The organism is Neobacillus sp. 204 (genome assembly GCF_046562815.1).
Classification (GTDB): Bacteria; Bacillota; Bacilli; order Bacillales; family Cytobacillaceae; genus Neobacillus.
Window position 1 is genome coordinate 91013 of record NZ_JBJORY010000007.1, and the last position, 15192, is coordinate 106204.

Annotated in this window: 15 protein-coding genes; 1 reads left to right on the top strand and 14 read right to left on the bottom strand. The window is 37.7% G+C overall.

The genetic code is table 11. The features are described from left to right. Positions 1–139: 139 nt before the first annotated feature. The 5 genes from ACJ004_RS15715 to ACJ004_RS15735 all read right to left on the bottom strand — a co-directional run bounded on the left by ACJ004_RS15715 (position 140) and on the right by ACJ004_RS15735 (position 3845). Positions 140–1249, bottom strand: a complete 1110-nt coding sequence (locus tag ACJ004_RS15715) for a sensor histidine kinase (protein WP_410894320.1) — start codon at positions 1247–1249, stop codon at positions 140–142. A 1-nt stretch (position 1250) separates the two neighbouring features. Continuing rightward, a complete protein-coding gene (locus tag ACJ004_RS15720) occupies positions 1251–1892 on the bottom strand; it encodes a response regulator (protein ID WP_410894045.1) in 642 nt (213 codons plus the stop codon). Positions 1893–2180: 288 nt separating this feature from the next. Continuing rightward, a complete protein-coding gene (locus tag ACJ004_RS15725; RefSeq protein WP_410894046.1) occupies positions 2181–2345 on the bottom strand; it encodes a Spo0E family sporulation regulatory protein-aspartic acid phosphatase in 165 nt (54 codons plus the stop codon). Between the two features lie 177 nt (positions 2346–2522). Continuing rightward, positions 2523–3062 (bottom strand): hypothetical protein, encoded by a 540-nt coding sequence (locus ACJ004_RS15730; protein ID WP_410894047.1) that lies wholly within the window; start codon positions 3060–3062, stop codon positions 2523–2525. Positions 3063–3065: 3 nt separating this feature from the next. Then, positions 3066–3845 (bottom strand): hypothetical protein, encoded by a 780-nt coding sequence (locus ACJ004_RS15735; RefSeq protein WP_410894048.1) that lies wholly within the window; start codon positions 3843–3845, stop codon positions 3066–3068. A gap of 132 nt (positions 3846–3977) precedes the next feature. On the opposite strand from ACJ004_RS15735, the gene ACJ004_RS15740 reads away from it, so the two are divergent. Continuing rightward, positions 3978–4511, top strand: a complete 534-nt coding sequence (locus ACJ004_RS15740) for an NUDIX hydrolase (protein WP_410894049.1) — start codon at positions 3978–3980, stop codon at positions 4509–4511. A 55-nt stretch (positions 4512–4566) separates the two neighbouring features. Here the strand turns inward: ACJ004_RS15740 and ACJ004_RS15745 are convergent, their stop codons facing one another. The 9 genes from ACJ004_RS15745 to galE form a co-directional block, all read right to left on the bottom strand. Further along, the gene (locus ACJ004_RS15745) at positions 4567–4992 is read right to left on the bottom strand and encodes an OsmC family protein (protein WP_410894321.1); all 426 of its coding nucleotides are present in this window, start codon (positions 4990–4992) and stop codon (positions 4567–4569) included. A 319-nt stretch (positions 4993–5311) separates the two neighbouring features. Further along, entirely contained in the window at positions 5312–6790 is a 1479-nt protein-coding gene (locus ACJ004_RS15750; RefSeq protein ID WP_410894050.1) for a glycoside hydrolase family 32 protein, read from the bottom strand. A 65-nt stretch (positions 6791–6855) separates the two neighbouring features. Then, complete coding sequence (locus ACJ004_RS15755) at positions 6856–8211, bottom strand: glycoside hydrolase family 172 protein (RefSeq protein WP_410894051.1); 1356 nt, start codon at positions 8209–8211, stop codon at positions 6856–6858. A 28-nt stretch (positions 8212–8239) separates the two neighbouring features. Next, complete coding sequence (locus tag ACJ004_RS15760; RefSeq protein ID WP_410894052.1) at positions 8240–9148, bottom strand: carbohydrate ABC transporter permease; 909 nt, start codon at positions 9146–9148, stop codon at positions 8240–8242. 5 nt (positions 9149–9153) lie between these two features. Next, the gene (locus ACJ004_RS15765; RefSeq protein ID WP_410894053.1) at positions 9154–9969 is read right to left on the bottom strand and encodes a carbohydrate ABC transporter permease; all 816 of its coding nucleotides are present in this window, start codon (positions 9967–9969) and stop codon (positions 9154–9156) included. 147 nt (positions 9970–10116) lie between these two features. Continuing rightward, the gene (locus ACJ004_RS15770; protein ID WP_410894054.1) at positions 10117–11412 is read right to left on the bottom strand and encodes an ABC transporter substrate-binding protein; all 1296 of its coding nucleotides are present in this window, start codon (positions 11410–11412) and stop codon (positions 10117–10119) included. A gap of 28 nt (positions 11413–11440) precedes the next feature. Next, complete coding sequence (locus ACJ004_RS15775) at positions 11441–12460, bottom strand: LacI family DNA-binding transcriptional regulator (protein ID WP_410894055.1); 1020 nt, start codon at positions 12458–12460, stop codon at positions 11441–11443. Positions 12461–12873: 413 nt separating this feature from the next. Beyond that, complete coding sequence (locus ACJ004_RS15780; protein WP_410894056.1) at positions 12874–13500, bottom strand: YesL family protein; 627 nt, start codon at positions 13498–13500, stop codon at positions 12874–12876. Between the two features lie 298 nt (positions 13501–13798). After that, a complete protein-coding gene (gene galE / locus ACJ004_RS15785) occupies positions 13799–14827 on the bottom strand; it encodes a UDP-glucose 4-epimerase GalE (RefSeq protein WP_410894057.1) in 1029 nt (342 codons plus the stop codon). Between the last annotated feature and the right edge of the window lie 365 nt (positions 14828–15192).

The following is a 15192-nucleotide window of genomic DNA, read 5'->3' on the forward strand; positions in this document are numbered from 1 at the left end:
CCTAGATCGTTTTTCTATATTTCCAGTATAAAGAAAAAGAATGAACGCGCATAAGTGCAATCGTTCATTCTTTTCACATGAGATTATTCATATTGTCAGCGTGAGATTCTCATAAGGACAAGCGGGCAGCTAGGATGAACTACAGCACGACCAGCGGCAGGAGAGTGGTAACAGAGAATCCATGCGTGCTGTCGACGATGATCTTTCCATTCACAGCAGCGGTCCGCTCCTCCATACCGATGATTCCTAATCCCTTTTTAATCGTATCGGTTCCCACCCCATTATCCTTCACTTCGACTCGAAGCACTTTATTTAACACCTTTAGATCGACTGAAACTTGGGTAGCATGAGAATATTTCAACGCGTTCGTCAGTGCCTCCGTGACATTTTCATGGATAATTTTCCATTGGATCGGCTCAATAATGTCTAAGTTGCCTTCATGTGTGAGGACCGTTTTGATTTGTTGTTTTGCGTTAAAATCATCAATTAACAGCTTCAAGCGGTGAATCCCCACTTGCTCCGTCGGGGGCTTCATATTCTTTAACGTGAGGCGAATATTTTCAATCCCCTCCTTTGAAATGTTGATCGCATTTTGGAGGAGTTCGGTTGCCTTTTGCTGATCGGTCAAAAGCAACCGTTTCGCCGCTTCCATTTGAAAAAGAGCCCCCGTCATCGAGTGGCCAATTTTATCATGGATTTCCTGTGAGATTCGGTTGCGTTCCTCTAATTTAAAAGTGTATTCGGACTGCCGTATGTATTCGGTATTTTCATTAATATTTTTGGTGAGTTTCTGTAGCTTCTTTCGCATCGAATCGATCTGCGCTTCATTTTTCGCCAGTTTTTCCCCATAAATTGACGTAATTTTAAAAATCAGAAAAGAGAGACAGGCCACTAAACCGTAAATCGGCTGCAACGATGCGTTTATATACAAGATGGGAAGCAAAGATAACAGCAAAATCGTTATGTTCCTGTTGATAAAGCCGGCCGCTAATTCGGCGATAGAAAGTGGCAAAAGCAACCCAAACAAAGGGTTGACACCGAGATAGGCCACAATTGCTATGACGATTGACAGGAAATAAAGAATCCTTTTAGCGGGGTTATTTTTAAAAAGATAAAGGGTAATGTTAGCACAAAAATAAATCAAAAACGCAAGAACCACCCAGGAGATATGGCTGACATTTGCTTGTACACTTTGAAAGGCAATATAGACAAGCAAGGCTATTTTCGTAAAAATAATCCAAAATTCCATCTTAGTCGACTTTCCCGGTAAGGTAATAAATGGCGATTTGGGTTCGGTGTTCAAGACCAGTCTTTCCTAAAATAGACGTGATATAATTCGCCACTGTCCCTTCGGAGATAAATATTTCTTTGGAGATGGCTTTATTGGAATATCCCTTCGCAATCAATGAGAGGATATCTCGTTCTCGTTCGGTAAACTGATTGAGATCCATTTTTGTATCAGGTTCTTTATTGGTCGAAGACAAATTGGACTTTATTTTTTCAAGAATGACATCCTGAAGAATGTTGTTTCCATTAAACACACTCTTCATCGCATCACGGATTTGTTCCGGGTCATTATTCTTTAACAAATAGCCTTTCGCTCCATTTTTAATGGCATCCAGAATATATTCATCATCATCAAAGGTCGTTAAAATAATCGGCTTGGTGCTCGTTTGCGCTGCAATCAGCTTTGTTGCTTCTACCCCGTTCATATTAGGCATGCGCACATCGAGCAAGGCAATATCAACTTCATGGGCCAAGCAGTAATCGACTGCCTCTTTTCCATCACTCACGGTGTCGAGCACTTCAAATTCCTCGTAAGTAGATAAAATAATTTTCAAACCTTCTCGAATAAATGAGTTATCATCCGCGATGATGACCTTTATTTTCATACGCTGGGGGTCCCCTTCCCTCTGATTCACACGATCTACCTGCTATTATAGCAAGAAACAGGATGGTGATTGAATATCAACAGGCATGAATTTTCGTGCAGCTCCCATTCATTGGACGAATAACTTGCATACAGTACAAATGGGAGTAAGATTCCACTTGAAACAAAGAGTAAAAAAGCGTAAAGATCCTTTCCACAGGACATTTACGCTTTTTTACTGTGAGTAATCACTTTTGATTAGGTGTCATACTTTCCTTTATCAATATATCAGATAAATCCCAGTATGTATTTAGGCAGAAATCTTCGTAAGTAACCCCATTTGTAAGTTAATTAATTTATCAAGTCTTTCACTTAAACTTACAGTTTCCACGGAGGTAAACCCTTTCGATAGCCCCACTCTTACCATTTTTATTCTCAAATTTTCGATTTGTACAAAAAGATCCTCGTTAGTCATTATCACTTAACTCCTTATATATTTGAACTAAGTTTATCAATTGAAAGCGGATACAAGTAACTAGTTTTCATCATCAAATCTCGACATTTATTACCATCTTCATGATGCTTATGACAATTAATTCTGAATGGTTCCTCAGAATATGCCGAATACTGGATTACTTTGTGTTAAAGAAATTTACTTCCTTGTCAAACGATCAAAAACCACCTCTTGTTTTTCTTCCATACTATAGCCGTGTGAAGGTCTAATCCCATTGTTTATTCTTGTAATCCCTAAAGCCGTATGATCCCATAAAATTTTTTCAATGGTCTCCCATTGATGTTCTTCACAGCGAATCATTAAAACAATTTCTGCTGTGATACTCTTTGCACCTCTTTGCTTGTTTTTCACTAGGAGCATTTTGATTAGAAAGCCTAAAAGTAACCCACTGACCGCACCAATAATTCCCCAAATAATCGGGCCCCATTTTAAAACATATCCGTAAATGGCGCCAAGCAGCATAAGACAAGTTCCAAGCATAGCTGCTCCATCAAACAGACTCAGTCCATCCGCTCGGTGGATCGTATCAAACAACTGCCTTGGTTCCGAACGTTTATCAAGCGGGGCAGCTAAGATCTTTTCTTTTGGTATCCCCTTTTGTTCAATGGCAGAGATGGCCAACTCAATAAATAAGGAATTCTCGAAAGTGGCAATGACATACAATGGACTAACACTCACTTTCTATAAAGGGAAAATATAATCTCTACTTTGATATTTTTGCCGTAGATATTTTGAGATTTCTTTTTCAAACAATTTGTTGTGTTCAATGGCGGAAGCATAAGAATCATAAATAATGAAAAAGTAAATAGACGGAAAATAAAGAGCCCATTGCATATCGAGGACTTCCTTCGCATGAGCAAAATTTCCAGTCATCGAGGCATGGATTGCAGGAGGAATATGCCCCAAATAAGTGATAGCCACGGCATAAACAAAAATAAAGAATCCAGTAATTACATGATGGATATAGAGATGACCGAGGCCTGGGAATAACGCTGACCATATTAACGCAATGACAGGTTTTCGTTTATCTAAAAAGTTGGTATCCCATGTTCCCATTTTAATGTTTAGGATGGGCGCGTCTTCTCGGTCTGCCAAGACATACTGCTTGTTGATATCAATGGTTGTCCGATAACTATCCCATATTCCGAACATGTATATAGCCAAATACAAAATTAACCAACGGTCATCGAGAACGTCCTTCGCCTTCTCAAATTGGCCTATTAAGGTATAGAAAATTCCAAGGTTTACTTTCGCCCGATCGTTAATAAAGGTCTCCCACAGAATGAGAATATACCCAACCATGTAGCGATGCAGCATGATATGTCCAAACCCAGGATAAGAAAAAGAAAAAAAAGCGGAAATCCACGGATTCTTTAAATGCAATTGTCCCGTTGTAAATTGGGATAGATAAGATCTTTGTCTGCGAAACGGAGGTATTTGATTCACTAGATGTTCCTTCACCCCCCTTAAAACGTATGTCTTTGACTATTCTTTACAAATAATGGGATTATTATCCGAACTGGCTAGAATTAGCCATTTAATAAAATGAGTGTACAATAGGTTTATGATGATGAAAGGTTGAGGTGAAGCAAGTTGGTTTGGAAGATTAGTAGTTCACGGAAAGAACAGGTGGATCGTTTTGGGGTCGTGATTGAAAAGGTTATCGTCCCAAACGGAGAGGAAAGGAACTTTTCCTATTTAGATTTCGCTAAGGGAGTATGTATCCTTCCAATCACGGAGGATAAAGAAATCATTTGTTTAAAACAATATCGACATGCCATCAAGAGCTGGGAATGGGAGCTGCCCGCTGGGATGATCGACAAAGAAAGTGATTCTCCCATTGAGACCGCCAAAAGAGAGCTGGAAGAAGAGACCGGCAATACAGCGGAATATTGGCTGGATTTAGGAAGCTTTTATCCTTCCCCCGGTTCAACAAGCGAGGAAATATATTTATTTGCAGCCACTGGCCTTACCGCTACGGAGCAAAGATTGGAAACCAGCGAACAAATTGAATTACATAAATTGACGATGCACGAAGTGAAAACCTTAATTGAAAAAGGCGAATTCAAGCATGGCGCAGGGCTCGCAGCGATATTGCGGTATATGTTGATGACGGATAATGGGTAATTAACTATCAAAGGTAAGAAGTAACACCCGCTTGGATGTTACTTCTTATAAAAGGTTATATCGCTTTTTCCCCTTTCACCCCATTGAGCGAATAGCTCACGGTGATTTCTGCATTCAAGGAATGGGAGACGGAACAGTATTTGTCTTTCGACAATTGAATCGCCCGGACCACTTTATCTTCAGGCAGATCTCCGTCTAACGCATAATGGATATTAATCGTTGTAAAGCGCTTCGGATGCTCCTCGGCCCGTTCTCCTTTTACATCCATTTGAAAGGCAGTAGGCTTAAGACGCATTTTTTGCAGGATCGAGATAATATCAATCCCTGTACAGCCGGCAACCGCCTCGAGCAGCAGCTCCGTTGGTCGTGGACCTGAATTCTCCCCTCCGACTTCAGGTGCTGCATCCATAGTAAATTCATGCCCGCTCGGTGTTACCCCCGAAAAGGCCATTTTCTCTTTCCAGTTAATTGTTAACTCCATACTCATATGCATTCCCCTTTCATCTGTTTATCTTACCCATCCATCACTTCCTTATTTTACATATTTTTTTTGATAATAGTATTTAACAGGTTGCCAATGTTTCCTCAAGGGTAGGTATGGTCGAAATGGCACCCACTTAACATTCTCCAATACAAATTACTGATGAATTTAAAGACATTTACATTTCCGGTCAACCGACCTTTTAATAAGTTTATAATAACGCACTGTCGTATGTAATCGCTGTGAGGTTCCTCCATTCCTGTTATGATTAAAAAACAGAACTCTAATCATTTTCATTCGATTAGAGCTCTATCTTTATTTATTTCCACACAGAATCAAGCTTCCATGTTTCAATGCTATTTACAGACACCTTGCCGCCCTTTGTAAAAAGGTTAAACTGTCTACTAGCTTCGTCTGGGAAGATTCGATTAGTTATGACCTGCTCTCCATCATTCACAAAAAGCTCAATAGAGGTAGTATCCATAAAAATATGGAGATGAATGGTGCCATCTTGCTTTACTGCCAACGGTGCTTTACTCATTCCTTTTTCACCACAGCCAGCTTGCTCCCGGTCCATGACAACCTCTTTATTTTCCAAATCGAGAAGTATTTCCGTTCTTTCTTTTCCATCTGCTGAACATCTTAATTGAATCCCAAAGATGGAAGCCTCCGTCTCGTTGACATTAATATCAAGACTGATCTCTGCCACGGATTCTTGTTGTTCATATACGGTTACTTTATCTGTTACTTCAAGCGCATCTAGTTTCTTGTAGTCAGATCTCAATTCTGCAAGTTCTGGAACCGGCATTTGCTTTAGGATATCTCCTTCCAAGAAAAGCTCTCTTGGTATTGTCATCGCCCCAGCCCAGCCAAACTCTTGAGAAGGCATCTTTGTTAACCATTTTTCCATCCAAGCAATCATGATTCGACGCCCTTTTTCATCAACCAGAGTTTGTGGGGCATAGAAGTCAAACCCATAATCTAATGTCCTGTTCACACCTTGAGTAAAAATGCCTTGATCATAGTCCATCTCACCAATCACATAAAAAGGCTTTTCATTTTGTGTCCCATACATAGGCGAAACTATTAATGCATGGTTCTGATTGATTGGAAATAGATCGGGACACTCCCACATATCTCCTTGGGTGCCATTACTCTCTGCTGTTACTCCTTTATATATCCAATCCTTTAAATCATCCGAAACATAGAGTACTGCTTTCCCTTTCCCATCATTTTTCGTTCCAACAACCATATACCACTTGCCATCATGCTGCCAAACTTTAGGATCTCGAAAATCATGCGTACCATCGACTGGGAAGTGATCCACAACAGGATTTTGTGTATATTTTTCAAAAGATATTCCATCGGTACTTGTAGCAATATTTTGAACCTGTTGTGGCATGTTGCCATCAACATGCCCAGTATAAATTAGCACCAATTCATCTCCGTCTACGACTGCACTACCAGAGAAACAACCATACCCAGTGACGTCACCGGAGTCATATGACTCTGATGGCGCCAAGGCAACCGGTAAGTGCTCCCAATGTACGAGGTTCTGACTTTTTGCATGTCCCCAGTGCATCGGTCCCCAACTAGAAGCGTAGGGATAAAATTGATAGAATAAATGATATTCACCCTTATATTGAACTAAGCCATTCGGGTCATTAATCCAGCCAGTAGGAGCCATAAAGTGATACTGTAATCGATATCTACTCTTTGCAATCCTATCTTTCTTGGCTTCAATTTCTTGGTTTGCTCGTTCAAGAGCTTCTAAATGTTTTGTATTTAAACTGTTCATAAATATCTCCTATTTTTCACTATTAAAAGCGGATATAGATTGATAGATACATTAATACCGAAATTTTAATTCCATTTACCCTTAAGGCTTTCTTTTACACGTTCGGCATGCTCTTTATTACCAATAGAAGATTCTCTTGTTTTGTTGTATTTGATTTCCATTTGTTTCTTCTTCTCTTCTACATAGAAGACTTCTCTTTCTTTTGCTGATTCATATGCCTTTTTCTGCTCTTCATTTAATTCCTTCTTAGCCTTTTGTTTTACTTCTGGCATTTGGGCCACATGCGGGAGTCTGTCTTCGACTGGCAGAATATCAAGTTTTGGTGATGGCAGAGTCTGATACCAATAAGCAGTTGACGACCAATCATCCGACAAGTGGTTTGCATGACCATGCTCAATTGTAACCTTAATGCTTTCAGAAAAATGAATCGGATCTGCAATGTGGAATCGATAGGAAACCTGGTATCCAGGTTTGTCACTCTCATGAATAATAGAGCCGTTATATAAGAAGGCATTCTTTTGCATTCCCCACGCGTGTCCAAAGTAATCCTCAGTACCTGTTCCATCAATACTTGGTTCTTTTTCACCATCGATGAAGATCATGTCATCGCCTTCCCCCCACCAGCTTCCCTGAAAGTGATTTACTGATAAGTTACAACCCACATAATGCCCCTTACCTTCTGTTTCTAAAATCACATAGTTATCTTCACCTGTTAGATTCGATACACTCTGGACAGCAGGGCTATTTACTTGAAGGTCATTTCCCCAGCCTTCGCATGGATTTTCACGGTGCCAATTCGCATGGAAGTAAACAGTTTCTTTAGGCAACTCTTCTTTATATAGCTCATAATCGATATAGAAATACAGACCAAACGGTAATGTGTTTTCGTTCACGATCTCGATCTTTGCCTTTTTATTAAATGGCATTGGGAAGTAGCAGTTTAAGGCAGCAGGCGCACCGAACTTATTTGCTTCCTCTGGTTTAACCGAAACGTTGAATGGTACGGATTGAAAATTACCCGGTAACGAATGGCCTACACAGAAGAAATCTCCAAATGGCGCCAAAACGCTTGGTGTATCTTGATCGTCCCAAGTAATTTTAATTAATGCTTTACGGTAATAGAATGGATCTTGTTCTTCCCATGTTACACCAAGCGCATTGTGGATTTCGTTAACTGGTGCTACATTACTGCCTAATACTGGATCCACGATACTTGGCCCCATAATTTTTCTGCAGAAGGATGTCATCCAAAAGTGTGTTAAACAGCCTGGTCCCTCGATTTCCCCTAATACAACTGTCTCGTTCGGTGGAATCAACCAATAATCTTGGTTTCTTCCTGATTGGTCAGAACTTGAAAGTCTTGAAGATCTCACATCAGAATGTCTAGTTAAATTTTGCATTAGTCCATTAGAAATTTTCATAATAAAGTTGCCTCCATATCATTTGTTTTTATCCTTTAACCGCTCCTGCAGTCATACCCTTAATAATGTGTTTCTGGAAAATACCGTAAAATACCAACTGCGGAATGATAAATAATAAACTTGCTGATACAATTCCACCGTAGTCTATGTTGTATCTTCCTTTAAATTCAGATATCGCAAGTGGAATCGTCATATGATCAGGATCACTAATTAACGTGACCGCAAAAGGGAATTCATTCCAAATATAAAGAATATTAAAGATAAAGATCGTCATGACGACTGGCCTGATTACTGGGAATACCACTTTTGTACACAGTGTAAATAAGTTACAGCCATCAATTACTGCTGCTTCTTCAATTTCAGCTGGGAAATCCTTTAGAAAGCCCGTAAACAATAACGTATTAAATGAAATCGAAGTAGCAATATACGGTAAAATAAGTGATAGATACGTATTTTCAATTCCTAGCGAAATAGTAATTCGGTAGATTGGAAACAATAAGATAAACGGCGGGATGGCAAGCCCAATAATAAGAAAATAGTACAAGCCATTTTTTAATTTTTCACGTTTATATATTAATCTACTAATGGCATAGGAACTCATAAAGGTAATGATCATTTCTAGGAATACCGATACAACGGCAATAATAAAGGTATTCTTATATAGCAAGCCCATATCTAAGGTTTCAAAGGCCCGCTTATAGTTATCGAAATTTAGACTATCAGGTAATGAAAATGGATTTGTAAGGATCGTCTGATTATCTTGAAAGGACAAGATAATCATCCAAATAAAAGGAACCATTACAAATAATGTGACTACATAAGTAAGGATGCTTGATAGCCTATTCCATCTAGTTTCTTTACGATTCAATGATGCAATCGAAGTATCTTTTGACACCGTTGGCTTCATTGGAGCAATATAGGTATCTTCTGACTTCATCCTCCTCACACCCCTTCCTTATTATTCAGTCTTTTACCTACTGTAAAGATACCTAGAAAAACACCTGCAAATAGAATTGTTACGAGTAATGAGATTACTGCTATCGACATCCCATAACCATACTCCCCTGAGGTAAAGGTGGTACTATACATAAACGTTACCAAAACATCTGACAAGTGATTCGGTCCACCATTTGTTAATTGGAGTACAGTTTCAAAGATTTTAAAACATAGGGTAATAACTAAAATCGTGTTTAATTTAAATGTTTCATTTAGCAAAGGGATGGTTATGTTCACCAATTGCTTAAATTTACTTGCCCCGTCCATTTCAGCTGCCTCATAGAGTTCTGCTGGAATTAATGTTAATCCTGCTAAAAATATGGTGGCTATGTAACCTAAACTTTGCCAACTTTGGACAATGGCAACTGAAAATGGAGTTAAGGTATCGCCACCAATCCACTCAAAAGTAAGGGAATCCATGCCAATTTTTCCTAAAAAGGTATTCACCAAACCAATTTGAGGATCTAAAATAAATACCCAAATTAACCCAACCATGATTGGAGCTATGATCGAAGGAGAGTAGTTAATTGCTCGTAATGCACCTACACCCTTCATTTTTTTATTTAGTAATAGAGATAGCAAAAATGCACCAGGGATTAGAATAACTATGGTAACCAATAGTACGATAAAGGTATTCTTAAGTGCGATTATAAATATTGGGTCATTGAATAATCTCTGATAGTTAGACAGTCCCACAAACTGGGGTACACCAATACCTGTAAAACTTGTAAAACTATAATAGGTTGCAATTACTATTGGCATCATAATGTACATTAAATAAACTAGAATTGTTGGTAATAGCAGGATTATTTTGTTTTTATTATTACTAAACCATCGCATTTTTCCACCTACTTTATGAGTTGGCTAATGCAATAAACAAATCTATTACATTAGCCAATTACTAAAAAATTATTTAATTGCCGAAATTTTTTCATCCACAATTTTTGCCGCTTGCACTGGGGTGTAAGTGCCATTAATTACTCCATAAATACTGTCGTACATGGCGCTTCCGATTGCTTCAGGAACCACAAGGTCAGGTTGGTTTTGTTGACTGTTCCAACCCTCAAGCTGGACTTGATCAACTAACTTTTTAAACAATGGATGTGCTGCTTCATCTACATTCACAGTGGCATTCGTCATTGGAGCCACTTGGTTATCTACCATAATCTGAGTTCCTTTTTCACCATAGTAAAACTTCAATAATTTTAAAATGGCTTCTTTCTTTGCTTTGTCCTCTCCTGCTTTTTTACTAACCAACAACGGAGCTGAAGGTACAACTGAACTTACTTTTTGGTCGCCCACACCATCATTAAAGGTTGGTCCCCACCAAAACCCTACATCTTTTCCAATAGGACTTTGTTCAATTTTTTGAACATCCCACATACCCGAATCCAACATTGCTGCTTTACCAGCTAAGAATTGCTCAACAGCTTGGAAATAGGTTTGTGTAGTAACGTTTTTAGGGAACGCACCTACTTTTCGTAATTCATCGATTTTTTTGTAGTAGTTAACAAAGTCAGCATTGTTATAGCTTTCTTTTCCTACAAGGATATTATCGATTTTGTCAAAGTAGCCATATCTTGAAAGCATTGTTAAAAAGGCCCATACGGAGTAATCATCTTTAGCCCCTTTGGAAATCGTGGTAATACCGTTCTTTTCAAATACTTTTGCTGCTTCTGCTAAATCCTCAAAAGTTTCAGGAATTTTCACACCGTATTTATCGAAAAGAGCTTTGTTATAAAATAAGCCCGTGATCAGTGGTTGATATGGTAAGCCGTATTGGCGGCCATCCTTGTTAAAAGAATTGATCATGTTTGGTTTTAATGCACTTTTAATATCTGGGTTATCATCAAGAAATCCGGTTAAGTCCATTAACATACCAGCCTTTTCTAACTCAGCTGCGGAAGCAGGCAGCATCCAGAATACATCTGGAAGTTTATCTGATTGAGATTGCATTTTAATCCCTTTCACATGTTCTTGTTGTTCTTTCCCAATAAGGTTGACTTTAATATCTGGGTTTTCCTCTTGGAATTTTTCAATTACTTTATAAAAAGCAGGCTCTTGTTCCTTTGGATTCGCTACATGAATCGCAAAATCTATAGTTGTTTTACCATCTGCAGATGTTGCAGACTCTTCTTTGCCACAACCAGCTAGAATCAACCCAATAAGCATTACCAAACTTAAGAGAATTTTAAATTTTTTCATGCGGGACCCCCGGCCATTTATTTGATTTTTATAAAGAATTTCTAAGAACGATTGTCGATTCAATACAAATTTCTTCTGCTTCTTTGGTGTGATCTTCCAACCTCTCTAAGAGAAGTTTTGCTGCGGTTTGCCCCATCTCAAAAGATGGTTGTCTAATAGTTGTTATGGATGGCTCTGTTAGTTCCATCCAATTAAAGTCATCATAAGCAATGAATGATACCTCTTCTGGGATTTGGATCTTTTTTTCCTTAAGTACCTTGTACACTCCCATGGCAATAACATTATTAACGGCGATAATACCATCAACACTTTGTGAAGAAAACAGTTCTTTTGCCATTTGATATCCTTCTTCAAAGGATGACTCCCCTACAAATATTAGGTCTTCATTCAACGCAATCTGGTACCTTCTTAGGACATCTTTATATGCCTCAAAGCGCTCAATCGTACTGGATACATCAATTGGGCCAGAAAAGAAGGCGATTTTTTTCTTATTCTTCTTAACCATCATTTCAATAGCTTCATAGGTAACAGAATAGTTATTAGAATAAACGGTATCCACCTTTTTCAATGAGTTCGGCTTACGGTCGACATAAACCGCAGGATATCTATTAAACACTTCGTTAGATTCGTTTCCAAGATTTGATGTCGGAGCAATAATTAATCCATCAATATACTCAATAAATTGTGTATTAAACATATTAATTTGCTCTAATTCATTATTTATATTTTCACCAGAATTGCTAATAACCAATTTGTATCCTACTTTATTTAAGACACTTTCAACACCATTCGAAAGCGAAAGGAAAAAATCTGCGGACGTATCATTAGGAAGGATCGGAATAATTAACCCGATTACCTTCGTATCTTTTCCTTTTAATGACTTTGCTACCGCACTGGGGGTATAATTCAACTCTTCCATGGCTTGAAGGACTCTAACTCGAGTTTCTTCTTTTACAAATCTTGAAGAATTCATTACATTCGAAACAGTAGCTGTTGAGACATTGGCTTTTTTAGCAACATCCTTTATGTTTGCTCTTTTAGTTTCCAAAAAACTACACTCCTAATTAATTCTCAGTTTCTTTCGATTAGTATACTTAACTTTTTTAAAATTAATTAGTTGATCCCCCCTCCTATTTAAACGATTAAATCTTTTTTAAAAAAATTATGATTTAATCGTTTAAATGAAATTCTAAAAATGCACTCTTTTCCGACTAAATCATGGATTTCTTATAATTTAATCGATTTATTTAATGGTAAATATGTAATAACCTAGGTGTTTTACTGACCATTTAATCGATTAAATAAACGGTTAAATAAAAAAGAAGTCCCTTTATCGAATTTTTATTTAATCGATTAAATAATTAATGAAATAAAAAAGGTTATGTTACCACCTTATCTAACCGATTAAATATTGGAGTTCCCTTTTTATGTAACCGCTTTAATATTACTAGTTTAATTAATTTATAATTTTCTGTCAACATTATTAACAAAGTTTTTTGCAGTTTTTTCTACAATCAGTAAGACGATTAAACTAAATACGGATCCAGAGAACAATATCGATAGTCCTGCGATCTTTACTGACAAGGTATGCAGCAATAATAACCCTGTTATGATATATAGGTTTGTCATCGGATTATTCATTAAAATATAAACTGAGCTCTTAACTATCCATTTTTTGTTTCCGGAGCCATCGATATAAACAACAAGGCTATATAAGAAAATCATGCCTAATGCGAACAACAATACATAAAATAATTTAACTACTAAGTTAGTAAAGGCAAAATCCAACGAAGAAATAAAACGGATATCCGCAGTAATAATAATAACTAATAAAATAAAAGGGTAGAATTGTAAATTGCTCTTTTTGAATTCTTTTTTATAAAGTATAGTAAATTCCTTGATAATACTGAAATCACTCTTCTCCAAAAACATTCTTTTAATAATAAAAAACATAGCGATGGTTGCAGGAAATATTCCTAATACTACTCCACCTAAAAAGGTAAACGTCAGCCAAAGAATATTAATATAGGCTAAATTGGAAATCAAGTTAGAAAGACTGTGCAGCTTGTTTAAGATAGCATTATTCAACTTTAACACCTCCTTTAATTTTGCAGACAAATCCAAATTATAAAAATTTAAAGTTTAATTCAATTTTAAGACCTACGAAACAGCTTTGTAAAGTTCTTAATTATTCAATGGATTCGAAAACAAGAATTAGGGCTTATTTGTGCCCGTCTCCTTTGAAAGATCGGGGTGACGGTAACAATTAGAGTTATTCGTAATCGGCCTAATTGAAAAAAGCCCTTATCGGGTACGATAAGGGCTTAATACAGTATTTACTAACGAAACAGTTCTTTACAAAAAATTACAATTTTTTCACAAAAGATTATTTTGAAATTACTTTTGTATCATATCCATCGGGATTCTTTTTCTGCCAGCTCCATGAATCTCGGCACATCTCCTCAATTCCTCTAACTGCCATCCAGTCTAGTTCCTTTTTCGCCTTGGACGGGTCTGCATAGCAAATGGCCACATCTCCTGGTCGCCTCGCAACAATCTTGTATGGGATTTTCACCGCAGCGGCTTTTTCAAAAGCAGCTATCATCTGTAATACACTATAACCTGTTCCGGTCCCGAGATTAAAGGCATCTACACCTTTTGAGGACATGACTCGCTCAAGTGCTTTTACATGTCCTTGGGCAAGGTCAACGACATGAATATAATCCCTTACCCCCGAACCATCCACCGTCGGGTAATCGTTTCCAAACACCAGAAGTTCGTTCAATTTCCCAACAGCTACCTGCGTAATAAACGGCATTAAATTACTTGGGATTCCGCTTGGATCCTCGCCAATCCTGCCGCTCTCATGTGCGCCAATCGGATTAAAATATCGTAATAAGGAAATGCTCCAACTTGAATCTGCGACAAATAAATCACACAAAATTTCCTCGATCATCAGCTTGGTCCGACCATAGGGATTGGTTGCACTGAGTGGAAAATCTTCAGAAATCGGTACACGTTCAGGCATACCATACACGGTTGCCGATGAACTGAACACCATATTTTTCACACCATATTCTTTCATGACATCGCAAAGAATCAGCGTTCCAGTAATATTATTATGATAATAGTGAAGAGGGAGGGAAGTCGATTCGCCTACCGCTTTTAATCCAGCAAGATGGATCACAGCTTCGATAGGATGGTTTGAAAACACATCCCTAAGGCTGCGACGGTCAAGCAAGTCTACCTTGTAATACGGAAAGTCTTTCTCCGTTAGCTCTTTTACTCGATTGAGTGATTCTGGTTTACTATTTGAAAAATTATCTAGAACTATAATTTCATAGCCAGCCGCTAGTAGTTCCACACAAGTATGACTTCCAGTATATCCAGCACCACCTGTTACTAAAATAGCCATTAACAACAACTCCCCTTCATTTCCATGAACAAGTTCTTTGCTGCGTAATTTCACTTATGTTAAACCGTTCATGTTCTTTAAAAATCACAACTTTCAGACTTAAAAAGGTGTAAACAACCTTTTCATCAAAGCAAGGATCCAAAAATTTTTCATAGGACTAGTTATTAATGACTATTCTTTACAATCTTTTTTATAACCCCAAAAATAATATTTTTTAAACCTAAGTAGTTTCAAATCACCTTCTGTACCTTATTCCATAGGAAAACACCCAATCATTCTAATTCACGAAAACCACACATTTCTCTCGCTTTTTGCTGGTGACAATCACTGGACAATATGTTACTATTCAACCAATTCGACAGAAT

Excerpts from the sequence above, each read along its gene's own strand:
- ACJ004_RS15715 (WP_410894320.1), bottom strand. The coding sequence starts at position 1,249 with ATGGAATTTTGGATTATTTTTACGAAAATAGCCTTGCTTGTCTATATT.
- ACJ004_RS15720 (WP_410894045.1), bottom strand. The coding sequence starts at position 1,892 with ATGAAAATAAAGGTCATCATCGCGGATGATAACTCATTTATTCGAGAA.
- ACJ004_RS15725 (WP_410894046.1), bottom strand. The coding sequence starts at position 2,345 with ATGACTAACGAGGATCTTTTTGTACAAATCGAAAATTTGAGAATAAAA.
- ACJ004_RS15745 (WP_410894321.1), bottom strand. The coding sequence starts at position 4,992 with ATGGAGTTAACAATTAACTGGAAAGAGAAAATGGCCTTTTCGGGGGTA.
- ACJ004_RS15750 (WP_410894050.1), bottom strand. The coding sequence starts at position 6,790 with ATGAACAGTTTAAATACAAAACATTTAGAAGCTCTTGAACGAGCAAAC.
- ACJ004_RS15755 (WP_410894051.1), bottom strand. The coding sequence starts at position 8,211 with ATGAAAATTTCTAATGGACTAATGCAAAATTTAACTAGACATTCTGAT.
- ACJ004_RS15760 (WP_410894052.1), bottom strand. The coding sequence starts at position 9,148 with ATGAAGTCAGAAGATACCTATATTGCTCCAATGAAGCCAACGGTGTCA.
- ACJ004_RS15765 (WP_410894053.1), bottom strand. The coding sequence starts at position 9,969 with ATGCCAATAGTAATTGCAACCTATTATAGTTTTACAAGTTTTACAGGT.
- ACJ004_RS15770 (WP_410894054.1), bottom strand. The coding sequence starts at position 11,412 with ATGAAAAAATTTAAAATTCTCTTAAGTTTGGTAATGCTTATTGGGTTG.
- galE (WP_410894057.1), bottom strand. The coding sequence starts at position 14,827 with ATGGCTATTTTAGTAACAGGTGGTGCTGGATATACTGGAAGTCATACT.